The sequence below is a fragment of the Lunatibacter salilacus genome (assembly GCF_009797935.1).
In the GTDB taxonomy this organism is placed as follows: domain Bacteria; phylum Bacteroidota; class Bacteroidia; order Cytophagales; family Cyclobacteriaceae; genus Lunatibacter; species Lunatibacter salilacus.
In genome coordinates, this window is the sequence record NZ_VOLC01000002.1 from 233,162 (window position 1) to 254,547 (window position 21,386).

The window sequence follows — 21,386 nt, forward strand, 5'->3', positions numbered from 1 at the left end:
TAAAAAAAATAATTGAAAAACAAGCGATTTACAACTTTTATTGTTGATTTATAGAATTTTACGCTTATAAAACATGAATTCTATTCGCTTTAAGCATCGATTCTATTGATATCCATCTGAAAAATTTATGTTTCACAAACCTGCAGCTACATTAAAGTAGATTTGGAAGACAAATGGAGTCATTCGACGAGGCGTGAGTGGGGTCTACAGACCGGAGATTAGTAGCTTCTGGCATTTGGCGCCGAAAACTCCATATTCAAATGGCTCTAGTTCTCCCACTAAAAAACTAAAACTATGACTACGGAAAATAAATGTTACTTACCTGTTTTTAGGTATCGTAAAATGGAAAGTAGACCCTCCCCCTAATCTTGATGTCAACCAAATCCTTCCCCCTAAAAATTCAACACTCCTCTTTGCAATAGACAGCCCTATACCATTACCGCTGAAATATTCCCGACCATGTAGCCGTTGGAAGATAACGAATATCTTCTCAAAGTATATTTCTTCAACACCAATCCCGTTGTCCTTTACGGCAAACTCCCACTCATTTTCTTTTTCTGTTGAAATTATTTCTACGTTAGGGGCGACATCTATTATTGAGTATTTGATCGCATTGTCCAGCAGACAATTAATTATTTGAGTAATTGGAGCTCTATATGTTTTTATCTGAGGCAACTCCTCTGATATAATCGATGCCGATTTTTCTTCAATAATTCTTCTTCTCAATTGCTTGAAATCTAGAAGTATTTCATTCAAATCTACCTCTTCTATTTCCTCCAATTGCTTGTTTGCCCGGGAGTAAAGCAGTAAATCGAGAATGATCTGTTTCATTCTTTTCGCCCCGTCTGACGCAAAGTGTATGTATTCATGCGCCTTTTCGTCCAGCTGATTTCCATATTTTCTTTTCAACTGATCCATAAAACTGGAAATCATTCTCAGCGGTTCCTGCAAGTCATGGGATGTAACAAAAGCAAATTGTTCAAGCTCTTCGTTGGACCGTTCAAGTTCTCTGGCATACTTCTTAAGCGATTCATTGAGTTGGAATAACTCATTTTCCATCTTTTTTTGTCGGGTCAAATCGGTCATGGCTCCAACCATTCTAACGGCCGTTCCAGTATCATTCCTAACTATGATGCCTCTGTCTATTACGGATAGTTCTTCCTGATTTTCATTGAATATTCTATATTCCATTTCCCACCGCTTTGATTGCGGGTCATTGAGGGAATTCTGAATACTCTCCTTTAGTTGATCCAAATCATCGGGATGAAATTTATCCTCCCAAAACTGATTTTCCTTCATTTTAACAACGGCATTGCTTCCAAAAAATCTGTTGATATTTTTTGATCGGAAAAATACGTCGTTTTCTATATCCCAATCCCAAATGGTGTCATTCGTTGCTTTGGTTACTAACTCAAACCTCTCGTTGGCTTTTAACAGTCGGATATCAGCCTTCTTTCTAAGGGTGATATCTTTAAAATAAATTGATAAACCGCTTTCTGAGGGATAAGCCGTAACTTCTACCCAAATATCTAATGTTACATAATACTCCTCAAAACTAACTGTTTCACCCTTTGAAAACGCAATGTGGTATTGCCTGTAAAAATCAGAATCAATCGCATCAGCATATTCCTCCCAAAGATTTTTACCGACAATGTCCTCTCTTTTTCTGCCCAATATATGCTCCGCCTGTTTGTTCCAATAGGTGACTGTCCAATCTTTGTTAACCGCAAAAAATGCATCCCCAATACTTTCCAGGATTTCATTCTTTTCTTTGAACGCTTTTGTTAACAGTTCGGATGCTTGTTTTCTCTCGTTTATATTATTGAAATAAACGGAAACACCTTTATTCGATGGATATGCGCTTACCTCATACCAACAATTAGTCTCAAGGAAAAAATATTCAAAAGATTGAGGTTTATTAGTGTTTACGACTTGTCTGTAAGCAGTCTCCATTTCTGTTCCTAAAATAGCCGGAAACTCCTCCCAAATATTCTTGCCGATTAGTCCTGACTCATCCCGATTCAGTAACCTTTCTGCCTCTTTGTTAAAATAGGTGAACCTCCAATCAGCATCTACAGCATAAAACGCATCGGATATACTTTCCAATATTTCCCTCACTTTAATTTCCAAGGATTTGGCAACATGGATATCCTGAAAGCTGCCGTAAATTTTTGTGCATTTTCCATTTACTTGTTCACTTTTCCCAATACATCGGACCCATTTCTCATTTCCTTTTTGAGTAGTTATAAGAAGTTCTAAATCAAATTCTTTTGCATTCGAAATTAATTCATCAATCGCAATTCTAATTGTTGGTTTACTCTCTTCTGCATAAAACTCAAAACCCGCACTCATTGACGGCTGAAAATTTTCATCTATACCCAAAATCTCCCTAGTCATGGGAGACCAATACACATTACTTTCCTCCTGAGAAGTCAAATTAAGTTCCCAACTACCAATCTTAGCCATGTTGGAAGCTTGGTCCAACAGTTCTTTGTTTCTACTTTCCTCGGTAATATCCAATATCAAAGAATGGAATAGAATGGCACCATCGGGTAAAAAATTCGGTGATCCATAGCCAGCATGCATGCGTAACTCCTTATTGGGCATTATATACTGCCATTGCGCTGACCAGTTAGTTTTATCCTGAATTGATTTGGCAATACTCTTTTTTACATTTTCTATTTCACCCCCTAGCTGTATTTGATTCCAAACTAAGCCAATGTTATTCATCACTTGTTCGGCACTAAATCCCCATATTTGTTTGGCACCTGGGGTTACGTATTTAAATTCATCCCTACCATCCGGATAAATAAAATATTGGTAGGCTACTCCCGGTAGGTTGTTAGCAAAGGATTGCAGCCTTATTTCCTGATCTTTCCTGTCGCTAATATCTTGAAAACTTCCAAATATTTTCTTAGCGACGCCATTAACTCTTTCAACAGTTCCTATCACTCGCACCCATTTTTCCTTAAGGGTTTGGGTAACAATAACTGCCTCAAAATCAAACCCTGAACCGATTTCAACACTGTCCTTGACTCTTTCTTTAACCATATGACGGAAATCCCCACGATAAAAGTCAATTGATTTCTCTAACGTAGGGATAAAACTGCTACTATCAGTTTCATGCAATTGATGAACCATTTCGGACCAAAAAGCTTCTGACTTCTCCAAATCTACCTGCCAAGCTCCAATTTTCGCCATATTGCCTACCTGCACATTTAGCTCTCTTAGTTTTATTTCTTCGGTAATGTTTTTTGCGGAAGCATAGATCAAACCGTCGATTATGGAAGAATTACAACTCCAGCTTAGCCAAATAATATTTCCCTCTTTAGTGATATAGCGATTCTCATACTTAAATGATGTTACTTTCTCCCCATTGCGCCTTAATTCATCAAAGAAAACACCCCTGTCGGAAGGATGGACAAACTTGCTAGATGGTTGAAACAATATTTCTTCTTGGGTATATCCCAACAATTCACACCCGGCCTTGTTAATTTTTAAAAAACGGCCATCAAAATCCGTTAAGCACAGAATATCAGGAATAGCATTATACAGGTGTTTAAGATCATCTTCCAGTCGCTTCCGATTGATTTCAGAGCCAATAAACTTTTCAAGATGGAGTATTACTTTACTAAACTTTACTAAACTGGAAACGTCCCGTTTTGAGCCGATGACCAATACGCCAACAACTTCGTTTTTAAATGTCAGTGGAATACCAAGTATAGACTTCAATCCAAGTTGTCCAGCCTTATTTTTTCTGATAAAATGTCGCTTGATTTGAGCATCGTCCCATACAAGTTGTTGCCTATTTTGCCAGACCTTTCCCGGAATTCCTACGCCTATATCAAATGAATTTATGGAATCGTCAGAGGTTTCAAAGAGTTCATCATTAGGATGACGTGGAATAAGCTTTATTTGACTTAGTTCAACATTAGGACACCAGAGTTCGATCAAGTCAAATTTACCAAAAGCGTAAAGATTTTCACACAGGCCTTTCGCTGCACGCAGTAATTCTTCCTCTTCACTGAAAATCAAGCTTATTTGGGTTTGCAAATCCTTTTTTAGATCATTGATTTTCTGTTCTGTAACATCCCTTTGAATCGAAATTAAGTGTGTAATGCTGCCGTTCTGATCAGCAACAGGGCTAACCGCAAAATTAACATAAAACTCCTCACCAGTTTTCGTGTAGTTTAAAACTGTTGTTTCCGCATTTTCCCAACGTCTAAGTTTTTCCCCTAATATTTTTAAATCTTCTTTGTTTGATGCTGAACCTTGCAGAAACCTTGGGTTTTGGCCAAGTGCCTCTTCTGCGGTATAGCCGGTCATTTTGGTAAAAGCTTTATTTACATAGGATATAACCGGTCCGGGCTCATCTAAGGGACTTGCCTCGGTAATAACTATCGCATCCGTGGTGCTGTTAATTACCTTTTCCAGTAACTTTAATTTTTGCTCTTCCTCAATCTTATCCGTTATATCTCTTGAATTGGCTACGATTCCTTTGACAGCAGGATTGTCAAGCATATTAGTCAAGATGGTTTCTACCCATCTCCACTCCTTTTTGTTGTTTTGAAACCGAAAAGGTTCTATCAATACCTTTTTTTGAGTGCCAATTTTTTGTAAACTGGCTGCGGTTCTATCTACATCATCCGGATGGATAAATTCAAAAGCGCTTCGGCCGATAAATTCCTCGGGAGCAATCCCCAAAACCTGAATGCTTGTAGGGCTTACATAAACGTAATTACCATCACAGTCCAAAATTCCTATCAGATCAGAACCTTCCTGAACCAATGCTTTAAACCGCTGCTCACTTTGGCTGATTAATTCTTCTTGTTCGATCTTCTCCTTGGCATCTCTTGCTACACAAAACATCAATTTTGAGTCATTATCCCACCTTACTGACCATAAATTGTACGCGATATTCCCATCTTTCTTCAGGTAGCGGTTCACAAAAGATTTAAAACTTTGTCCTCCGAAAATTGCAGCGGCTATTTCCTTAGTTTTGGGTTTGTCTTCATCCAAAACCAAATCTAAATATGGCTTACCGACTAATTCCCCTGGTAGGTAACCCCAATGCGTTTCAGCTGCCGCACTGACAAACTCAAAATTGCCAGCTTCATTGATTGTGCAAAAAGTATCTAGAGAAGCATCCAACAACTGGTTTGCGTTAAATTTTTGCTTGATGATGGATGTAATATCTTTTGATTGACAAACTACCGTAAGAACTTGATTTGTGTCCTCAACAATGGGAATAAAGGTGGTGTGACCGTATGCAATATCCCTTGTCTCCGGGTTATAAAAATGCTCTTCGGTCTCAAAATATTCTCCGTTAAGTGCCCGGTAGTAATAGGATTTCCATTTTTCGATTACATCTTCACCAAAACCTTCTACAAATACTGAATCATTGAGACCATTCTCCTTCCCGGTAATTTTTCTTATTATATTAAGATAAGAAGCGTTAGCGTACACTAGTTTGAATTCAGAATCAATAACCCATACCAAGTCTTTGGAGTTATCAATTAACAAATTGGTAAGTTGCTGTCGGTTCATTTTAAAATTGGTATTCGTTTCTGTTAAAATATAAGACAGAAGTTAAGCTGGTAATAAAACAGTCATTAAATGGATACTTTATTATTTTCTTTAACCTGCATATTCACTTGATAAACCCAAGTAAGCGCATTATATAAACTAATTAAGACTATTCTGGGTTACCGTTGCACTATTTAGGATAGTAAGTCAATTACAATAACGCAACGAAAGTTACACAATCGGTGGAAAAATCAAATCTATTGGCCGTATTATTTTTCTATTCAGGATATCCAGAAAGCTTTTGGATTATCAGATCCCACTAGCGTACGCCTAAAAATTAAAGAATTGACCCCTGTAATGTAAATACAACTTAATTACCAAAGAGCCCAGCTCCTCGTGATTTGCAATCGCGAGGACAGATAAATGGAATTTGCAATTCCAGATTGTGAATAGGATTCCAAATCCTTTTTTATCTTTATTTCGACATTGAAAATGTCGAACAGCGGGGAAAATAATTTAATCTATAATTTTTCTAACAAAAAAACCAGGTGAGAATTATCATAGGGAACAGTTATGTTAAGTTTTTCTCCAAATGGTTGGTTTTACTTTTCCCTAAAACCAGTCCGGAACCAGGGTCGATCCAAGTTATTCCCCAATTGCCAGTTGGCACATCCACTACTACTTGGCTATTTTCCTTGCTATCAATAAGTTGAATACCATAGATATCTTTTTTATTACTGAATACGTTGGCTGCCATTTCAACGGATAAATTGGAAATGCAGTCTGGATCGGGAGACATTTTTCAAAATTCAAGGCTTGAGATAAATTTTCCCGGGCGAAGCATGAATTTTCATAGTTATTAAATCTTTCTAAGTTGTTTATTCAAACCGCTTTACAAACTCCAAAAATTTACGGGCTGTTTCATCCAGGTTTTCTATGGAGATCATGGTGTATGGCTATATCGTGATGATTTTGTACCACCAATGTCACTCCATATTTTTGCGCTTCTTTAGCGGCTAGAGTGATTCCTTCCACTACCATCGCATACTGTCTATCATAAGGAATTCCCGGCCGTTCATATCCTGTAAAAATGCGAATCATCTTCGTTCCCAAATCGCTGGCAAGTTCAGCCAATTGCCCGATATAGGCCGCTTGGATTTCTGTATGGGGAATACCGGGTTTATCCATTCCTGCTGTAAAGTCGGAATATCCTGACAAACCCACCAGTGTCAAATCAAGCTCCTCCATTCTTTTTTTGAGTTGCTCACGTGCCACCTTATCATAGTCAAGGAGGGAGAGATGTGGTGCTTTTGCCATAAGCATCACTCCGTCGTAGCCCAGTTCCTTGGCTTTAAGCAAAAATTCATCTACGGAAAGTACAGCCTGTCCACGCCAAAGGCCTGAATAGCCAATGGAATGCAAACATGTTTTTACTTTAAAATCGGCGGAGTTTCCGGTTGGGAGTTCTTGACTATAAGATGAAAATACGATAAGTGCCAAAATGAAGGCAGCAAATAAACTATTTTTCATTGGTGTGTAGTTAGACTATATTTGGAAAAGAAAAGGGCTCTCTGTAGACTCGGGAGAGTAGCATATTTGCTTCAGAATCATGGGCGAATTTTTCAAATTCCCCCATGAACTTCAGTTCTCGTTTTACCCTGTAAGAAATATTGGCAAGCAGTGGTAAGGCGGATGAATAAAAGCCTTCTTCCATACCGCATTGTAGCATCTCATTTTTCCCTGATCTTATAGATTCTATAAAATTGGAATAAAGCGTAGCTTTCTGTCGGGAACTGTTTTCCGCCGAGCTGGCAAATGGTTTGGATTCTCGCTGATGGAAGGCCCTCCAAGTGTTGCCACTGATTTCCAGCCATCCGTCCGATCCGTAGAAAAGATTGCCTACCTCCTTTCCGTCACTCCCCTCATGGTTAGTATATCTTCCGCGAGCTTCATATTCGAGGATCGTACCGTCAGCATACTTGAACAATCCGGACTGGATATTCGGCGTTTCCTGCATGGATCTGTCATGCCCATAGGTCATTACATCACCATAGACCTTGGTGCCGGGCGTACAGCTGTCAGGCAAACATTCATCCTGATTAAACCCATAGATTCCTCCCATGGAGTAGATGGTTTGGGGATGTTCATGCTTCCGAAGACCCCAGCGTGCAATGTCCAATTGGTGTGTGCCAGTGTTTCCCGAATCCCCATTACCTGTATCCCAGAACCAGTGCCAATTGTAATGGCTCCGCTTTTCATTGTAGGGGCGGTATGGGGCCGGGCCTAGCCACTGATTGTAGTGGAAGTTAGGTGGGGGGGTACTGTCTTTTGCACTTCCATAGGAATTACGGAGCTTGTAAGTTAGCGCCCGTGCCATATATAATTTTCCTATTCCACCTTCGTGAAGGAATTGCATGGCATCCCTTACATTTTCAATAGCCCTGTTGGATAATCCTACCTGAACGGTTAATCCGCTCTTTTGGGCGGCCTCAATCATTTTTCTTCCTTCCCAAATATTATGGCAAGCTGGTTTTTCAACATATACATGCTTGCCCGCCTGACAGGCCCAAACAGTTGCCAAGGCATGCCAGTGGTTTGGGGTAGCCATGGATACCGCATCAATTTCTTTATTATCGAGCACTCTTCTTAGATCCCATTCCAACTCCGGCTTAATACCAGTTTTGTCGGCTACAATTTTTGATTTGGAATTGAAAAGTGCTTCATCTGTATCGCAAAGCACTTTTAAAACCACGTTATGACTGTCTTTCAGACTACAATAGTTATTGATGTGGTCGGTTCCCTGATTTCGAATCCCGATCTGAGCAAGGTGAATGCGTTCGTTGGATCCGATTATGGAAGCATAACTTTTGGCGCTGAACCCCAGACCACCCAGGGTAATTCCAGCAGAACTTAGAGCTGTTGTTTTTAAAAATTCCCTTCGTTTTGTCATGGTGAAATGGTGATTGAGGGTAGAATACCCATAATTATTAATACTTTATTTCTGGAAGTCGTTGATAAATTTTCTAAGACGAACCCTGGCTTTTGTATACAAAGGGCAAGGTGCTGGACAATAATAAATAATTTCCATCCCATAACATAATGGCACCTTCCTTTTTTGAGTTGAAAGTTGCCATTTCAAAAAAAGAGCTCTTCCGATTTCCCTAAAAAATCAAACTGGAAGCCTTACTTCAAATCTTGAATACTCACCTAATTTGGAATCAATTTTTAATGAGCCGCCTAAACCATCAATAAGGTGTTTTACCAGAGGCAGACCAAAACCATACCCTTTTTCACCGGATGTTCCATTGGTAGTTTTTCCCTCTCCCACCATGATATCTTCAATTTGCTCTGCACTCATTCCAGCCCCAGTATCATTTACAACCGTTAATAATTCCTTCTGATTTTCTTTTTCAACAAGGATTAAATTTATAGAAACATTACCTCCGGAGGGCGTAAACTTTATAGCATTGGAAATCAGATTACCCAATATTTGCAATAGCTTAGCTTTGGGAAATGGCACTTCCCTGTTTTCCCCTTTTGTCTCCACATCAAGTTGGACCATTTTCTGCTTACCTTGAACTCCATAAAGAGATTCAATCTTTTCTTTTAGAGTCACCAGGTTGTATTCACAATCCGGGTTCAATGAAGGCGTTTTCACTGCCTTATCCTTGGAGGAAAGTATTTCATCTGCTAACTCCAACAGGGATTTTCCACTGGTATGAATGATTTTGATAAATTCCAATACATCGTCGAGTTTGTTCTTATCCCCTTGCTCTTTGATAATTTGAGCCAGACCTATGATACCTCCAATTGGTCCTCTGATATCATGGGCCACCTGCATTTGCTTTTCTTTTGAGGTTTTTACCTCTGACTTTAACAGAGCAACAGATTTAATGACATTAAGTCTGTTGACAATCTCATCAGCAATTATGTGCAACAACTCCACTTTTTCGGGATTGATGTGTTTGGTTTCCGTATCCAAAACACAAAGTGCTCCTAGATTATGCCCCGTTTCGCTCTTTAGGGGCACTCCCCAATAATATTTTAAATTGGGATCATCTGTTACATAAAATTTTTCTTTGAAACGGTCATCATTTGCAAGGTCCTTTATTTCTAAGGGTTGATTCCCCATAATGGTATACTGGCAGACTGAATCTTCTCTAGGCATCTGCATTACAGGAAGCCCTTCAGAGGCGACACTCCATTGTGTGAATGAGTCGACCAAATTGACCAGTGAAATATTGGTTCCGGCCACTTTGGCCGCTAATTTTGTTAGGTCTTTTAAGCTGGATTCCAATTCACTGTTATCCAAATCATAATCGGCAAGTTGTAATAATCTGTTAAATTCATCCTTCGGAATAGGATTTTCCATAAAAATAGCTGTTTAAATTTTCTGAAAAGATAGTCTGAAATATGCCAACAACCAAGAGAGATATTGGCTTACCCATGGATTTAGTTTACACTCGTTTTAACTGGATATAAAATGACTTTTACTTCCTATCAAGTGAATTGGTGATTAACAGCCTGAATTGGTAAATCAACTATCTATTCGGTTTCGAGACACAAAACCAAAAAAACAACTATCTGCTTAAAGAAATCGCACCTAGTACTTGAAATTCCAATTCCTCCTGTCATATTGTGCAGTTTATTAATTGGGTGCCTGATTGTGCGTTACAATAAAATTTATTTCTAAAGTTAGCAATAATTAGTTTGTTTTTTTATCAAAAAAACGTTTCCCTGATCATCGGCGTCAGTCTCCTTGCCTAGATGGGGTTTTACTTCTACTAACCAAGTATTCCTCAGTCTTTTTCTGGAATTTTTTAACCGACCGCGCAACGGAAAAAGAAATAAATAATCCCGAAAACAATGACCAATAAAACCCAAAGTTATTAGGCTCGGTAGACCCATAAGTTTTCGTAAAAGCAAAGCCCCCAATAAGACCAATAACTAATGAAATAAATGAGATTTCGTATTTTCTTTCATTTTTTTTACCGAAAACATGTTAATAAAAGTGAACCCGCTATCCCAGTAGCAGCACCTTCAATAAATCCAAGTGCTCCTCCAAAAACCGCCCCTCCAACGCAGCCGGTTTCTGTTCCTAAACCGGGGAATAAAATAGTACCTCCTGCACACCCAACTAAACCACCTCTTACAGCACCAACAGAAAGACCGATAACTGCTCCGCCCCACACGGCTCTAGAGTCTACTCTACCTCTTAAGTTATAAGAGTGGATAGGATCTTTCCCAAGCAGGGTTAATTTCTCTCCAACTAACTCCATGCCTCCTTTCTCCAAAAAGTCAGCAAGCGCATAAATTCCGGCTCCAACGGAAAGAAGTTCTAATTTTTCTTCTTCGGACAAATTATGACTTTTCAAATTATTTTGGAAACATCTAGCAAGTGATTTTACCTTTCCATAGTCCTGAGTAACAAATAACTCGTCAAGAAATTAAAAGGCCTATCGCAAAACAGTTAAAATGTAGGTTTTCATAGTTTAAATAGTTAATTGTTGCGCCTACTCTACTAACATCTTTTCGGCATCCGATGACTACAGAATTATGGTAGTTAAAATTAGAATAGCATTTGTGGTAGATTTATTACTAAATCAAAAACTGCAAAACGAAACTCAACCCGATCGTTTGCAGTACCCGTGACTATCAAACAATATTAAAAGTGCTTTAAATTTAATTTTATTAAAGTTCCTACGGCTCAATTTTGCTGATTGAATCTCTGATTTAATAGGCATAGCTTTGGTATTGTTCGGTTGGGGTCTCAAATGTGGATCCTTGTGCGATTTCAATATCCCGTACCACATCAGGATGTAATTGTTCCCATGAAAATTCGGTGAAATTATCCCCATATCATTGGGAGGTCACATTAGGGGTAGGATTATACCGGTCTTTGGTAAATGCAATCACCTGATCCCAATGTTCCAGGCATTTTTCCAGGTCATCAAAGGGCGTGGCCTTTGGGAAATTAGTCAAACGGATCATGAAAGGAAAAGGGTGGTTGTTCCATAGGAAAAATACGTTTAGGCGGTTTTCAACCATCATATCCAGAAACCGCTCCCAGAACTGCAGCTCCCGGCACACATGTGTATGTACATCCATGGCTTTGCTGCTCCTGTAAAAAGACCAGGGCAAATTAAACGTTACAATCCTGTATTCAAATTCGTCATTGACCAATTTTTCGGTTATTTTGGATTAATTCTATTCTAATTCCTGAGCTTTTATTTTTGAAGCAAACAATATGGAAGAACCCGTACCCATCCCTACTATTGAACGCATCGCTTTTTCAGGCTCAATGTCTAAAAATCTCAATTGCGAAACTGGGACATGGTAAATATTTCCGTTCATTGGGTTAGGCGCAGTAGGTACAAATACGGTATAAATACCGGCTGCAGCAGTTTCAGTGACAAATCCGGTAAGGAGTACCCCTGTATTGTAGGCATCCACTAATACTACCTGCCTAAAAGGCATTTTCTTAAGTCCTGAAAATTGGACTATAATTTCCTGAAGGGTAGAATATAATGGTATTTGAAGTAAATATCTATATTCAAAAATTTTAAACATCCTTTTACTTCTGCGGTGTCTCAAAATTAAACCTATTATAAAAATCAGTGCAACGAGAATCAGGAGAGCCAATAAATTGGTAAAAAATGCGTGCGATTCTGCATTTCTATCCAGTAATGCGCTGATAGGTGCTACTAAATTAAAGACAAACTTAAAAATTACAGAGAGTAAAAATAAGATAATAATAGATGGTAAGACCAACAGCAGCCCATTCAATAATGTCCTGATAAAGAACATCTTCGTCCATAATTTATCCTCGGAGATGATTTTCTCGTTTTGCTCAGGTATAGCGTTTTTCATGGGTATATTTCAATCGTTTAATTTAAAATGCAAACTAGGCTAGATTTCTTATTATTTGCGCCGCAAATTACATAACTGGTTGGAACGTTCAAACTACACAAAAAGTCAGCCAGCTTCCTGAACGCTTTCTTCGCATTTGAAGACTTCGGGATAATAATGCTATGATAAATGTAAATAAACGGTCTTCAGACTCGTTTTCTAACAAAGAAAGAGTCCAACCAGAAACGAATTGGACCTGATAATTACTTTACCCAAGGCTTTTAATCCCAATTTGTAGGTTGCGTCAATAAAATGATAGCTTTATGCTTTGTAATGCTTAAAGGAGAAGAAACTCTTTATTTGAGTCTCAAACCATATTTATACTCCTACTATGTGAAAGTTTAGAAAAAAAAAGAAACCGCTTCTCAAATGGGAAGCGGCTTCTTTGGGCTAATCTAGGGATTTACGGTTTCAGAAGAATAAAATTATGGAACCCTGAAGATGGTGACATCAAACGCAACAAAAGCTGATCCGTCCTGACATTCCAGCTGTTGACGTCCAGAATTATTTTGTTGTTTCCTTTTACGATAGGCCTCTTATCCTCATACAGCAGTCTGCCCGCCATGTCATAAATACTGAGGAATACCACTTCATCCATATTACTTCCCATGTCGATAAACAACTTATCCTGCAAGGGGTTGGGATAAACCTTCAGGTCAAGTGTTACCGGCCCCTCAGGTCTTTCCTCTGTTATAGGTCGGCCTGCGATACCACTTACTTCCGACCGGGCATTTTTGCCTGATTTGCCTGTATGGATCACTATACTGCCTCCTCCTATGACCGTGTTGGATTCCGCATTATCTGAAGCACCCATTTCATTGTCGTAAACTACCTGGCCACTGACTTTGTCCCAGATCTTTATGCGGAACCTGTCCAATCCATCCCCTTTGAGCTTTCCATCCACCGCGGAGAGCATAAAGCCGTACTGCCCAACACCATTGATCGTACCGTCGCCCTTGAATTTGGCAGTATGTCCTGCCACCACCAGCCAGTCATAAGAAGTACTCTTGAAGTTGAGGTTTCCCGCTTTAAACTGGAATTCAGTATTACCGGTAGGTTTATTGGCACCGGGTTTATATTTAGAAACAAAACCGAAGTTTGCCTTACCCACCGCATCAGGGTACAATACCGAAGCCCCGACGGGAGAATTGATCCAGCCTCCTCCGGTGACAAAAGCACCATTCGGGTCAAAGATAACAATCAGGTTAGTATAGGTATATGCTGCCGTCTCTCCACAATGATCAGTTACTACCAGTGTGACGGTATAAACCTGGGCACTGGTAAAAGTACGTTGACCGCTTACTGTATTGTTACCTGTGCCAGCCTCATAAATAAAGGTACCTGTAGTAATAACACCATCATTCCAATGCCATTCCACGGAAGTGATATTGTTGTCCGTTACCACATCACTGATGGTAACCGTGGTTCCCACAGGACTGGGATCAATTGGGGCTGTTAAGGTGCCGGCAATCACAGGTATAGAATTCGTTACTGTGATATACTGATTAGCCTGACTCTCATTACCACTGGCATCTACCGCTGTCCAGGTTACCGTGGCTGGCCCTACAGGAAAGAATGCAGGGGCATTATTTGAAAGCTCTACACCCGGGCAGTTATCATTTACAATGGCTTGCCCCAAATCAATGATTGCTGTGCAGGATGCCGGATCATTGGTAACCGTAATGTCTGCCGGAGGTACAAGCGTAGGAGCAATAAAATCCACTACCGTCACCGTTGCCGTAGCAGTGGATGAATTGCCGTTCACATCACTTCCACTCAGTGTAACCACCACGGGTGTACCTATGTCATTACATCCAAAGTTGGTGATGTCCAATTCAAGGCTGGCTTCATCGATGCCACAATTGTCACTACTGTTAGCCGGGTCGTAAATATCCGCAACCGAAATAGTGGCCTCCCCGTTGGCATCCAAATACACCGTGATATTATTGGTCGCAAAAACAGGCGCTTCGGTATCCAAAACGGTTACCGTAAAGGTGCGTTCAATCGCATCATTGCCCGCCGCGTCGGTAGCGTTTACTGTCACCACGGTTTCGCCTACGGGGAATATATTCGGGGACGTGATCGGCGTGGCAACTCCGCCCACAAGCATGCTGAACACGGGGGTTACCGAAACATCGCAGTTGTCAGATACCGATGCCGAAAATTCCACAGGTGCCGCACAGGTTCCGGCGGCAGTTGTTGCCGTGATCGGGGTTGTCGTACCGATAACGGGAGCTTCGGTATCCAAAACGGTTACCGTAAAGGTACGTTCAATCGCATCATTGCCCGCCGCGTCGGTAGCGTTTACTGTCACCACGGTTTCGCCTACGGGGAATATATACGGGGACGTGATCGGTGTGACAACTCCGCCCGTAAGTATACTGAACACGGGGGTTACAGAAACATCGCAGTTGTCCGATACTGGTGCCGAAAATTCCACAGGTGCCGAACAGGTTCCAGCGGCGGTTGTTGCCGTGATCGGGGCTGTCGTACCGATAACAGGAGCTTCGGTATCCAAAACGGTTACCGTAAAGGTCTGCTGGATCGCATCATTGCCCGCCGCGTCGGTGGCGTTTACTGTCACCACGGTTTCGCCTACGGGGAATATATACGGGGACGTGATCGGTGTGACAACTCCGCCCGACAGGATGCTGAATACCGGGGTTACCGAAACATCACAGTTGTCAGATACCGGAGCCGAAAATTCCACAGGTGCCGAACAGGTTCCGGCGGCAGTTGTTGCCATGATCGGGGCTGTCGTACCGATAACGGGAGCTTCGGTATCCAAAACGGTTACCGTAAAGGTCTGCTGGATCGCATCATTGCCCGCCGCGTCGGTGGCGTTTACTGTCACCACGGTTTCGCCTACGGGGAATATATACGGGGACGTGATCGGTGTGACAACTCCGCCCGTAAGTATACTGAACACGGGGGTTACAGAAACATCGCAGTTGTCCGATACTGGTGCCGAAAATTCCACAGGTGCCGAACAGGTTCCAGCGGCGGTTGTTGCCGTGATCGGGGCTGTCGTACCGATAACGGGAGCTTCGCTGTCTTCAACAACAACTGTAAAAGTACCTGAAGAAGCATTGCCACAGGCATCTGTAGCCGTGACGGTTACTATGGTACTACCCACATTGAATATGCCGCCGGAGCTGACCGGACCCTCTGTCGTACTATAGGTCAGGCTTACAGCTCCTCCGCAATTATCTGTTGCAGTGATGGCAGGAAAATTTACCGCTACCCCACAGGCAATTGCATCATTTGGATCAGTAGGCACGATAAGGGCTTCAACTGGAACACCTGCTAGCACAGGCGGGGTAGCATCTATTACTGTGTAGGTGAAATCCGCTGTTGAAGTATTGCCGGCGGCATCAGTAGCTGAATAGGTGCGGGTGATCTGGTATTCATTGGCACAGCTACCAGGTGTGGTAACATCCACAAAAACAACTTCTACGGGGATCGTATAACCAGTCCCGTCAAAATCCATGGCGGTTACTGTAGGAAACACAGGCACTGCCTCACAGGATACTATTACATCTTCTCCGGGATCCGAAAGAAGGGGTGCATACATATCATTGATTTCTACAATGCTATTGTAGGAAGCAGTGCAGCCATTGGCATCTGTGACAGTGACTGTATAAGTTCCTGCGGCAAGCCCTGAAATATCTTCGGTAGTAGCACCGTTACTCCATGCATAGGTATAAGGAGCCTTACCGCCACTCACCGTTAAATCAATACTCCCATTGGTGCAGCTAGCACAGGCTATCGGTTGAACCGTCGCCGTAAGGCTTAAGCCTTCAGGTATAATGACTTCTGTGCTGAAGCTTTCCACACAGCTTCCTTGGGTGATGGTGAGTATGGCGGTATAGGTACCTGGTGCTCTGTAAATATTGGTTACATCCCCTTTCGTGTTACTGGCTTGGCCATCTCCGAAACTCCATAGATAAGTTGCATCCTCTGCAATCTGGGTGGAGGCATCAGTAAACTGAACTGGTTCAGATAAACCTATTGGATCATTCCTAAAGCAAAGATTGCCGACAGTAAAAGAAGGGGAAAGATCGGGGCAGGAAGGGTCATCATGTAGTTTAACTACCCAGTAGTCGTTGCCACCTTTACTGTTTTCACTTTTATCTCCTGAAATATTGGAGTTAGAATAGCCTGACATCAAATAGCCGCCATCAGGAGTAAGATTTACACTGCGGGGTAACTCCATATTACTCCCCCCAATGGTTTTATCCCAGACTTTATTTCCACTTCCGTCTATTTTTACTAGCCAGTAGTCCCATCCTCCTTTACTGTTCTGACTTTTATCGCCTGAAATATTGGAGTCAGAACGGCCTCCCAACAAATACCCACCATCAAGGGTGGGAGTGGTGCCGTACTGTTCGTCAAATCCTGTCCCTCCAATGGTTTTATCCCAGACCTTGTTGCCATTGCCATCTATTTTCACAACCCAATAGTCGGTGCCTCCTTTACTGCTCTCACTTTTATCGCCTGAAATAGGAGAGTCAGAAAGACCTGCCAGCAAATAACCTCCATCAGGGGTGTGTGTGGTACTGCGATGACGGTTATATCCGCTTCCCCCAAACGATCTGTCCCATACTTTATTGCCGCTGGCGTTTATTTTGATTACCCAATAGTCGAATAAACCTTTACTGTTGCTTTTATCACCAGATACACCTGATCCGGAATCACCTGTCAATAAATAGCCTCCATCGGGAGTGGTTATGACAACGCGAATATAGTCTTGGCCACTTCCACCGAAGGTTTTATCCCAGATTTTATTGCCGTTGCCATCTATTTTGACTGCCCAATAGTCCCAAGTACCTCTACCGTTCTCACTTTTATCCCATGAAATGTTGGAGTCAGAATAGCCTCCTAATAAATAACCTCCATCTGGGGAAGGGGTAGTACTCAGAAGATGGTCAGAACCACTCCCCCCTAAGGTTCTGTCCCAGACTTTGTTGCCATTACCATCTATTTTGACTACCCAATAGTCCCAGCCACCTTTTCGATTTTCACTTTTGTCGCCTGAAATATTGGAGTCAGAATAGCCTCCAAGCAAATAGCCCCCACCAAGACTGGGACTGATACTAAGAAGTTCGTCAGATCCTGACCCCCCAAATGTTTTATCCCAGACTTTATTGCCATCACCATCAGTTTTTACTATCCAGTAATCCCATCCTCCTTTACTATTTTGGCTTTTGTCGAAGTAAGAATTTGAATTTGAACGGCCTCCCAATAAAAAACCTCCCTCAGGTGTTGGGATGGTAATAGAAAGCTCGTCATTACCGGTTCCCCCTAGGGTTCTATCCCATTGAACGGTGGGTTGTGCCTGGGACGGTATAGAGAAGAAGTACAAAATCCAACTTATTAGCAGGGTTAAGATATATATATGTTTTTTCATAACATTATATTATTACAGTGGGTGAAAAGATAAATCGGTATCTCCGATTGTAATGAAGACTTCACTTGCCCCGAATAAAGGAATCATGTTAATGCCATTCTGCTGGTAAGTATTTGTCCACGCTGGCACAGCTTCCTGTGGCTTAGCTATCAAGGAAAAAATCCCAAAAAGCAGCACAAATCGGAAAGTTTTAATAAATTTTTTCATGTTGAAGGGTTTAAGACTTTATCAAATAGGTATAAATACACCAATACCTGCACTCTTTACAAGGCGGTGAAAGCCGTTGCAGGAAAGGATAGAATGGTAAAAAACTGCTTTTTATCCTTTGAAAGCATCAATACTATTAAGCCATTTAAGGGCTTTCCACATGCAACCATTCAAGACGGCCATGTAACAAATAAGCTGGTTTAGAATTTGCCGAAAATTCCATTGCTTCTGCTGTTTAACTTGGAAATTTAAACTTTACGATCTCCTGATTCGGGCGTCAACGTTATCCGTCCCCCCGCTCCATATTGCTAATTATTACCTTTCCAAGTAACCCCATATTTCCCTCCAGTATTGGTAGAGGTACTGGAAGTATGGGTTCAATCGGAAAAACTAAAAAGTTGGGGGCAAAAGAACTGTAGGGTGCTTTTGTCCGAAGAAATTTGACCCTAAATTATTTGAATATGTGTGTCCAATGAATGATTTGGGTCACCTGTCGAACTGATTTTTTTCAACTTTTTTGAACTTCCGGATGAACTTTTAAATCCTCAAGGCTTCAGCTAATATAAAATCCCCATATACCTTTTATTCAAATAATTTGGCTAATCATGGCTTCCCAAAAACTAAAAAACAAACCAAATTGTATTGAAGTAGAGATATCAAATAATGGCGATGTGTCGTAAAAATAAAAGGTGCTTGGCCCTCGAAGAAAGACAGCTAGTTTAAAATACATTATTGGGGTATGCCGTTTAGAAGATGTCAAAAAAACAAAATCCCTAACTAATCCCGGTTTAAAAAATCAACTGCCTCTCCCATTAGACCTTAAGCAATGCATTAAGAAAATGTTGAAAGAATATTATGCTCAATAAAACTAATCAGGATACCTACACTACTACTAATTTCCACCCATAAAGTGAGCATATGCTTGTCTGATAAACTCTCCCCTAGTCTGTGTATTTTCCAATGCTACTTCCACAATGCCCAATGTATTTGCAAGCGAAATCCACCTTTCTCTGATTGCAGGTGCCAGCTCTATTTCGGAATTTAAAGCATGGCCGGGGGCTGCTTCAAAATATTGTCCATGAATATTTTTTCCTCTGGCACCAGATTCAGGCTTTAATTCCAACCCATGTAGTCCACCCTGCGTACCCCACCACTGTACGGCTAGAAAATCGGGATCGCCCGGCAGAACATCACTAACATAAATCGTAGTTGATCCATCTTTGTGAAGCATATCCTGAAGTAATGAAATGTTAACTTCTTGAACAGAAACATTATTTTTAACTGCCAATCCGGCCGCATGGCCCGCCGCTTGCCCCAATGCCATCCAGATAGGTTCAAGACGCAGGGCACTGAAACCCACATGAGAGGAGGAAACGGCCACCGGCACCAGCAGATTGTTGACGTCCTGAGGCAATAATACCCTATAAGGAATCTGATAGGGCGGCACCGGATTATAAAATTCCCCATCGTGTTTCCCACCGATTAGAGGACCTATATGCCGGGTACCATGGCAATTGTTCCCGTAATCGCCCATCGCTATGGCATCCGCATGGTATAAAGCCCTTGCATCATTCTCTGAGTAGTAGTCGCTGTCTTTTTGGGTGTAAATGTATTGTCCTTGCATTCTACGGGCTTCACGCACATACAATTCTGGGGGTAAGTTTCCGTAGTCTTCAAATTCATCCAAACACCAGCCCCATTCCAAAGCTTCCTTTTGGAAATTCTCAGGGACAGTTTCGTCGTTTTGCAAAAAATACAATAATCCCACATTGTATCGGAGGTGGTCTTGGAAAATATCCAATCGTTGATTCTGGTCGCCTTCCGGCCACCCCAGGTTATGGCCCGGCATAGACAGCCTTACCAGCCCATTGGATACATCATTGATGTCGTATTTATCGTTGGGTAGGGGGGGTAGATGGGCTTTGAAAAGGCACTTTGAGGGATAACCAAAAACATGTTGAATATCTCCGGATTCAAGAATGGGGATCAAATCCAAAAAGTCTTTTCGATTGTATCCCTCCGGCATTACAACTGTAGCCCTGTTATCAGCTTCCTTTGTGGCACAAAACCTAAAATTATATCCCTGTAGTTCGTCATCACCTTCCTCAGGGGCAAGTGATTCGCCAAATTTATACTTTCCCTCTCTGCCCACTTCATAGGGCACGCCCGCCATCGCCATCAAGTCTCCCTCATAGGTACCATCGATAAACACTGCCGCTTCAACGTTGATATCACCTTTCTTGGTTAAAAATGTAGCTGACTTGATGGTGTTTCCGTTGCGGTCTAAACCGTTTAACTGTGCCTCTTTGATAATGGTCAAGTTGGAATAAGCCTCCATCATCTCTTTCAGAATAAGCTCGTTGACCTTTGGTTCGGCAAAAGTACCTTCAAAGCTTGCGGCCAATTGAGGAGAATCCACCCCGTAGGTATTCTCATAATAGGCTTTCACCCTTTTGGAAACTTCCAGAAATGTCCCGGAGAGGGATTCATAAGAATGAAAATCCGAATGGGAAAGGCCGCTTGTAAACAACCCTCCCAGGTGGTCCCCAGATGCAATCAGCAAAACATTTTCACCTGATTGTGATGCAGCCAACGCCGCCGCAATTCCTCCGGGTGTTGCGCCGTAAATACAAATTTTAATGGACTCATATTTAGAGATAGTAGCCTGGGTAGTACAGGCCACGGCAAAGAGCAATATTAAACAAATGTATTTCAAGGTGGGTATCGGTTGGTAAAGGATAAACAGTTCAATTATAGAAAAATAAGTTACCTAATTTTCACCGAAAAACAAGCCAACTAATGAGTAATTTAACCGCAAAGGGCGCAAAGGTTTTCGCAAATGGCGCTGAGTTTGTTTATTTTTCCATCTCTATCTTTTTCTTTGCATCCTCTTCGGATTCTTCGCGTACTTTGCGGTTAAATAGGTTCCTGAGGATTGTGCTTTTTTCTTGGCTTGTAAAGCAATTTGAACACCACGGCAATCACAATAAAAGAAATAACAATATAAAAAACTATCCTATAAGGAGACGGATTCAGGGGGTATTCTTCCACTGACTCCTCAACAACCTGCGCCAACACAGAATGAGACTGCACCATCAAGAAAAACAGGGACGTCAATGTATATTTACAAATGCCAGGTAGTATGTTCATGATTTTATCTGTTTGTTCCTAAACAGTAATACAAAAATCTTTCCAAATTAAACTGAGGTGTAGATTTAATTCGGATTTAAAACATATTTCAAAAGAAAAAATTTCATTCTTTACGTATTTGGATTCTGGAGAATGATCCACAGTTCAATCTCCACAATTAAGGTCAGAATTTTGTCATTTATTT

12 protein-coding genes are annotated in these 21,386 nt (G+C 41.3%); all 12 read right to left on the reverse strand.

Going from position 1 to position 21,386, the window contains the following annotated elements; genetic code table 11:
- Positions 1 to 318: 318 nt before the first annotated feature.
- The 12 genes from FQ608_RS03830 to FQ608_RS03885 all read right to left on the reverse strand — a co-directional run bounded on the left by FQ608_RS03830 (position 319) and on the right by FQ608_RS03885 (position 21,202).
- Entirely contained in the window at positions 319 to 5,547 is a 5,229-nt protein-coding gene (locus tag FQ608_RS03830) for a PAS domain S-box protein (RefSeq protein ID WP_158856479.1), read from the reverse strand.
- Positions 5,548 to 6,097: 550 nt separating this feature from the next.
- Positions 6,098 to 6,283 (reverse strand): hypothetical protein, encoded by a 186-nt coding sequence (locus FQ608_RS03835; protein ID WP_158856480.1) that lies wholly within the window; start codon positions 6,281 to 6,283, stop codon positions 6,098 to 6,100.
- A 164-nt stretch (positions 6,284 to 6,447) separates the two neighbouring features.
- The gene (locus FQ608_RS03840) at positions 6,448 to 7,056 is read right to left on the reverse strand and encodes a sugar phosphate isomerase/epimerase family protein (RefSeq protein WP_158856481.1); all 609 of its coding nucleotides are present in this window, start codon (positions 7,054 to 7,056) and stop codon (positions 6,448 to 6,450) included.
- A gap of 10 nt (positions 7,057 to 7,066) precedes the next feature.
- Positions 7,067 to 8,476 (reverse strand): Gfo/Idh/MocA family protein, encoded by a 1,410-nt coding sequence (locus tag FQ608_RS03845; RefSeq protein ID WP_158856482.1) that lies wholly within the window; start codon positions 8,474 to 8,476, stop codon positions 7,067 to 7,069.
- 219 nt (positions 8,477 to 8,695) lie between these two features.
- Positions 8,696 to 9,898, reverse strand: coding sequence for a GAF domain-containing sensor histidine kinase (locus FQ608_RS03850; protein WP_158856483.1), 1,203 nt, complete (start codon positions 9,896 to 9,898; stop codon positions 8,696 to 8,698).
- 616 nt (positions 9,899 to 10,514) lie between these two features.
- On the reverse strand, positions 10,515 to 10,901 hold the full coding sequence (locus FQ608_RS03855; protein ID WP_158856484.1) for a hypothetical protein: 387 nt from the start codon (positions 10,899 to 10,901) through the stop codon (positions 10,515 to 10,517).
- Positions 10,902 to 11,385: 484 nt separating this feature from the next.
- Positions 11,386 to 11,634, reverse strand: coding sequence for a hypothetical protein (locus FQ608_RS03860; protein ID WP_234364054.1), 249 nt, complete (start codon positions 11,632 to 11,634; stop codon positions 11,386 to 11,388).
- Between the two features lie 99 nt (positions 11,635 to 11,733).
- Positions 11,734 to 12,396, reverse strand: a complete 663-nt coding sequence (locus tag FQ608_RS03865) for a DUF502 domain-containing protein (protein WP_158856486.1) — start codon at positions 12,394 to 12,396, stop codon at positions 11,734 to 11,736.
- 442 nt (positions 12,397 to 12,838) lie between these two features.
- The gene (locus FQ608_RS03870) at positions 12,839 to 17,845 is read right to left on the reverse strand and encodes an HYR domain-containing protein (protein ID WP_158856487.1); all 5,007 of its coding nucleotides are present in this window, start codon (positions 17,843 to 17,845) and stop codon (positions 12,839 to 12,841) included.
- A gap of 12 nt (positions 17,846 to 17,857) precedes the next feature.
- A complete protein-coding gene (locus FQ608_RS03875; protein ID WP_158856488.1) occupies positions 17,858 to 18,052 on the reverse strand; it encodes a hypothetical protein in 195 nt (64 codons plus the stop codon).
- An 892-nt stretch (positions 18,053 to 18,944) separates the two neighbouring features.
- Positions 18,945 to 20,768, reverse strand: a complete 1,824-nt coding sequence (locus FQ608_RS03880) for an FAD-dependent oxidoreductase (RefSeq protein ID WP_199856299.1) — start codon at positions 20,766 to 20,768, stop codon at positions 18,945 to 18,947.
- Between the two features lie 200 nt (positions 20,769 to 20,968).
- Positions 20,969 to 21,202, reverse strand: a complete 234-nt coding sequence (locus FQ608_RS03885) for a hypothetical protein (RefSeq protein WP_158856489.1) — start codon at positions 21,200 to 21,202, stop codon at positions 20,969 to 20,971.
- Positions 21,203 to 21,386 lie beyond the last annotated feature (184 nt).

Excerpts from the sequence above, each read along its gene's own strand:
- FQ608_RS03850 (WP_158856483.1), bottom strand. The coding sequence starts at position 9,898 with ATGGAAAATCCTATTCCGAAGGATGAATTTAACAGATTATTACAACTT.
- FQ608_RS03840 (WP_158856481.1), bottom strand. The coding sequence starts at position 7,056 with ATGAAAAATAGTTTATTTGCTGCCTTCATTTTGGCACTTATCGTATTT.
- FQ608_RS03860 (WP_234364054.1), bottom strand. The coding sequence starts at position 11,634 with ATGGATGTACATACACATGTGTGCCGGGAGCTGCAGTTCTGGGAGCGG.
- FQ608_RS03885 (WP_158856489.1), bottom strand. The coding sequence starts at position 21,202 with ATGAACATACTACCTGGCATTTGTAAATATACATTGACGTCCCTGTTT.
- FQ608_RS03830 (WP_158856479.1), bottom strand. The coding sequence starts at position 5,547 with ATGAACCGACAGCAACTTACCAATTTGTTAATTGATAACTCCAAAGAC.
- FQ608_RS03875 (WP_158856488.1), bottom strand. The coding sequence starts at position 18,052 with ATGAAAAAATTTATTAAAACTTTCCGATTTGTGCTGCTTTTTGGGATT.
- FQ608_RS03870 (WP_158856487.1), bottom strand. The coding sequence starts at position 17,845 with ATGAAAAAACATATATATATCTTAACCCTGCTAATAAGTTGGATTTTG.
- FQ608_RS03845 (WP_158856482.1), bottom strand. The coding sequence starts at position 8,476 with ATGACAAAACGAAGGGAATTTTTAAAAACAACAGCTCTAAGTTCTGCT.
- FQ608_RS03865 (WP_158856486.1), bottom strand. The coding sequence starts at position 12,396 with ATGAAAAACGCTATACCTGAGCAAAACGAGAAAATCATCTCCGAGGAT.
- FQ608_RS03835 (WP_158856480.1), bottom strand. The coding sequence starts at position 6,283 with ATGGCAGCCAACGTATTCAGTAATAAAAAAGATATCTATGGTATTCAA.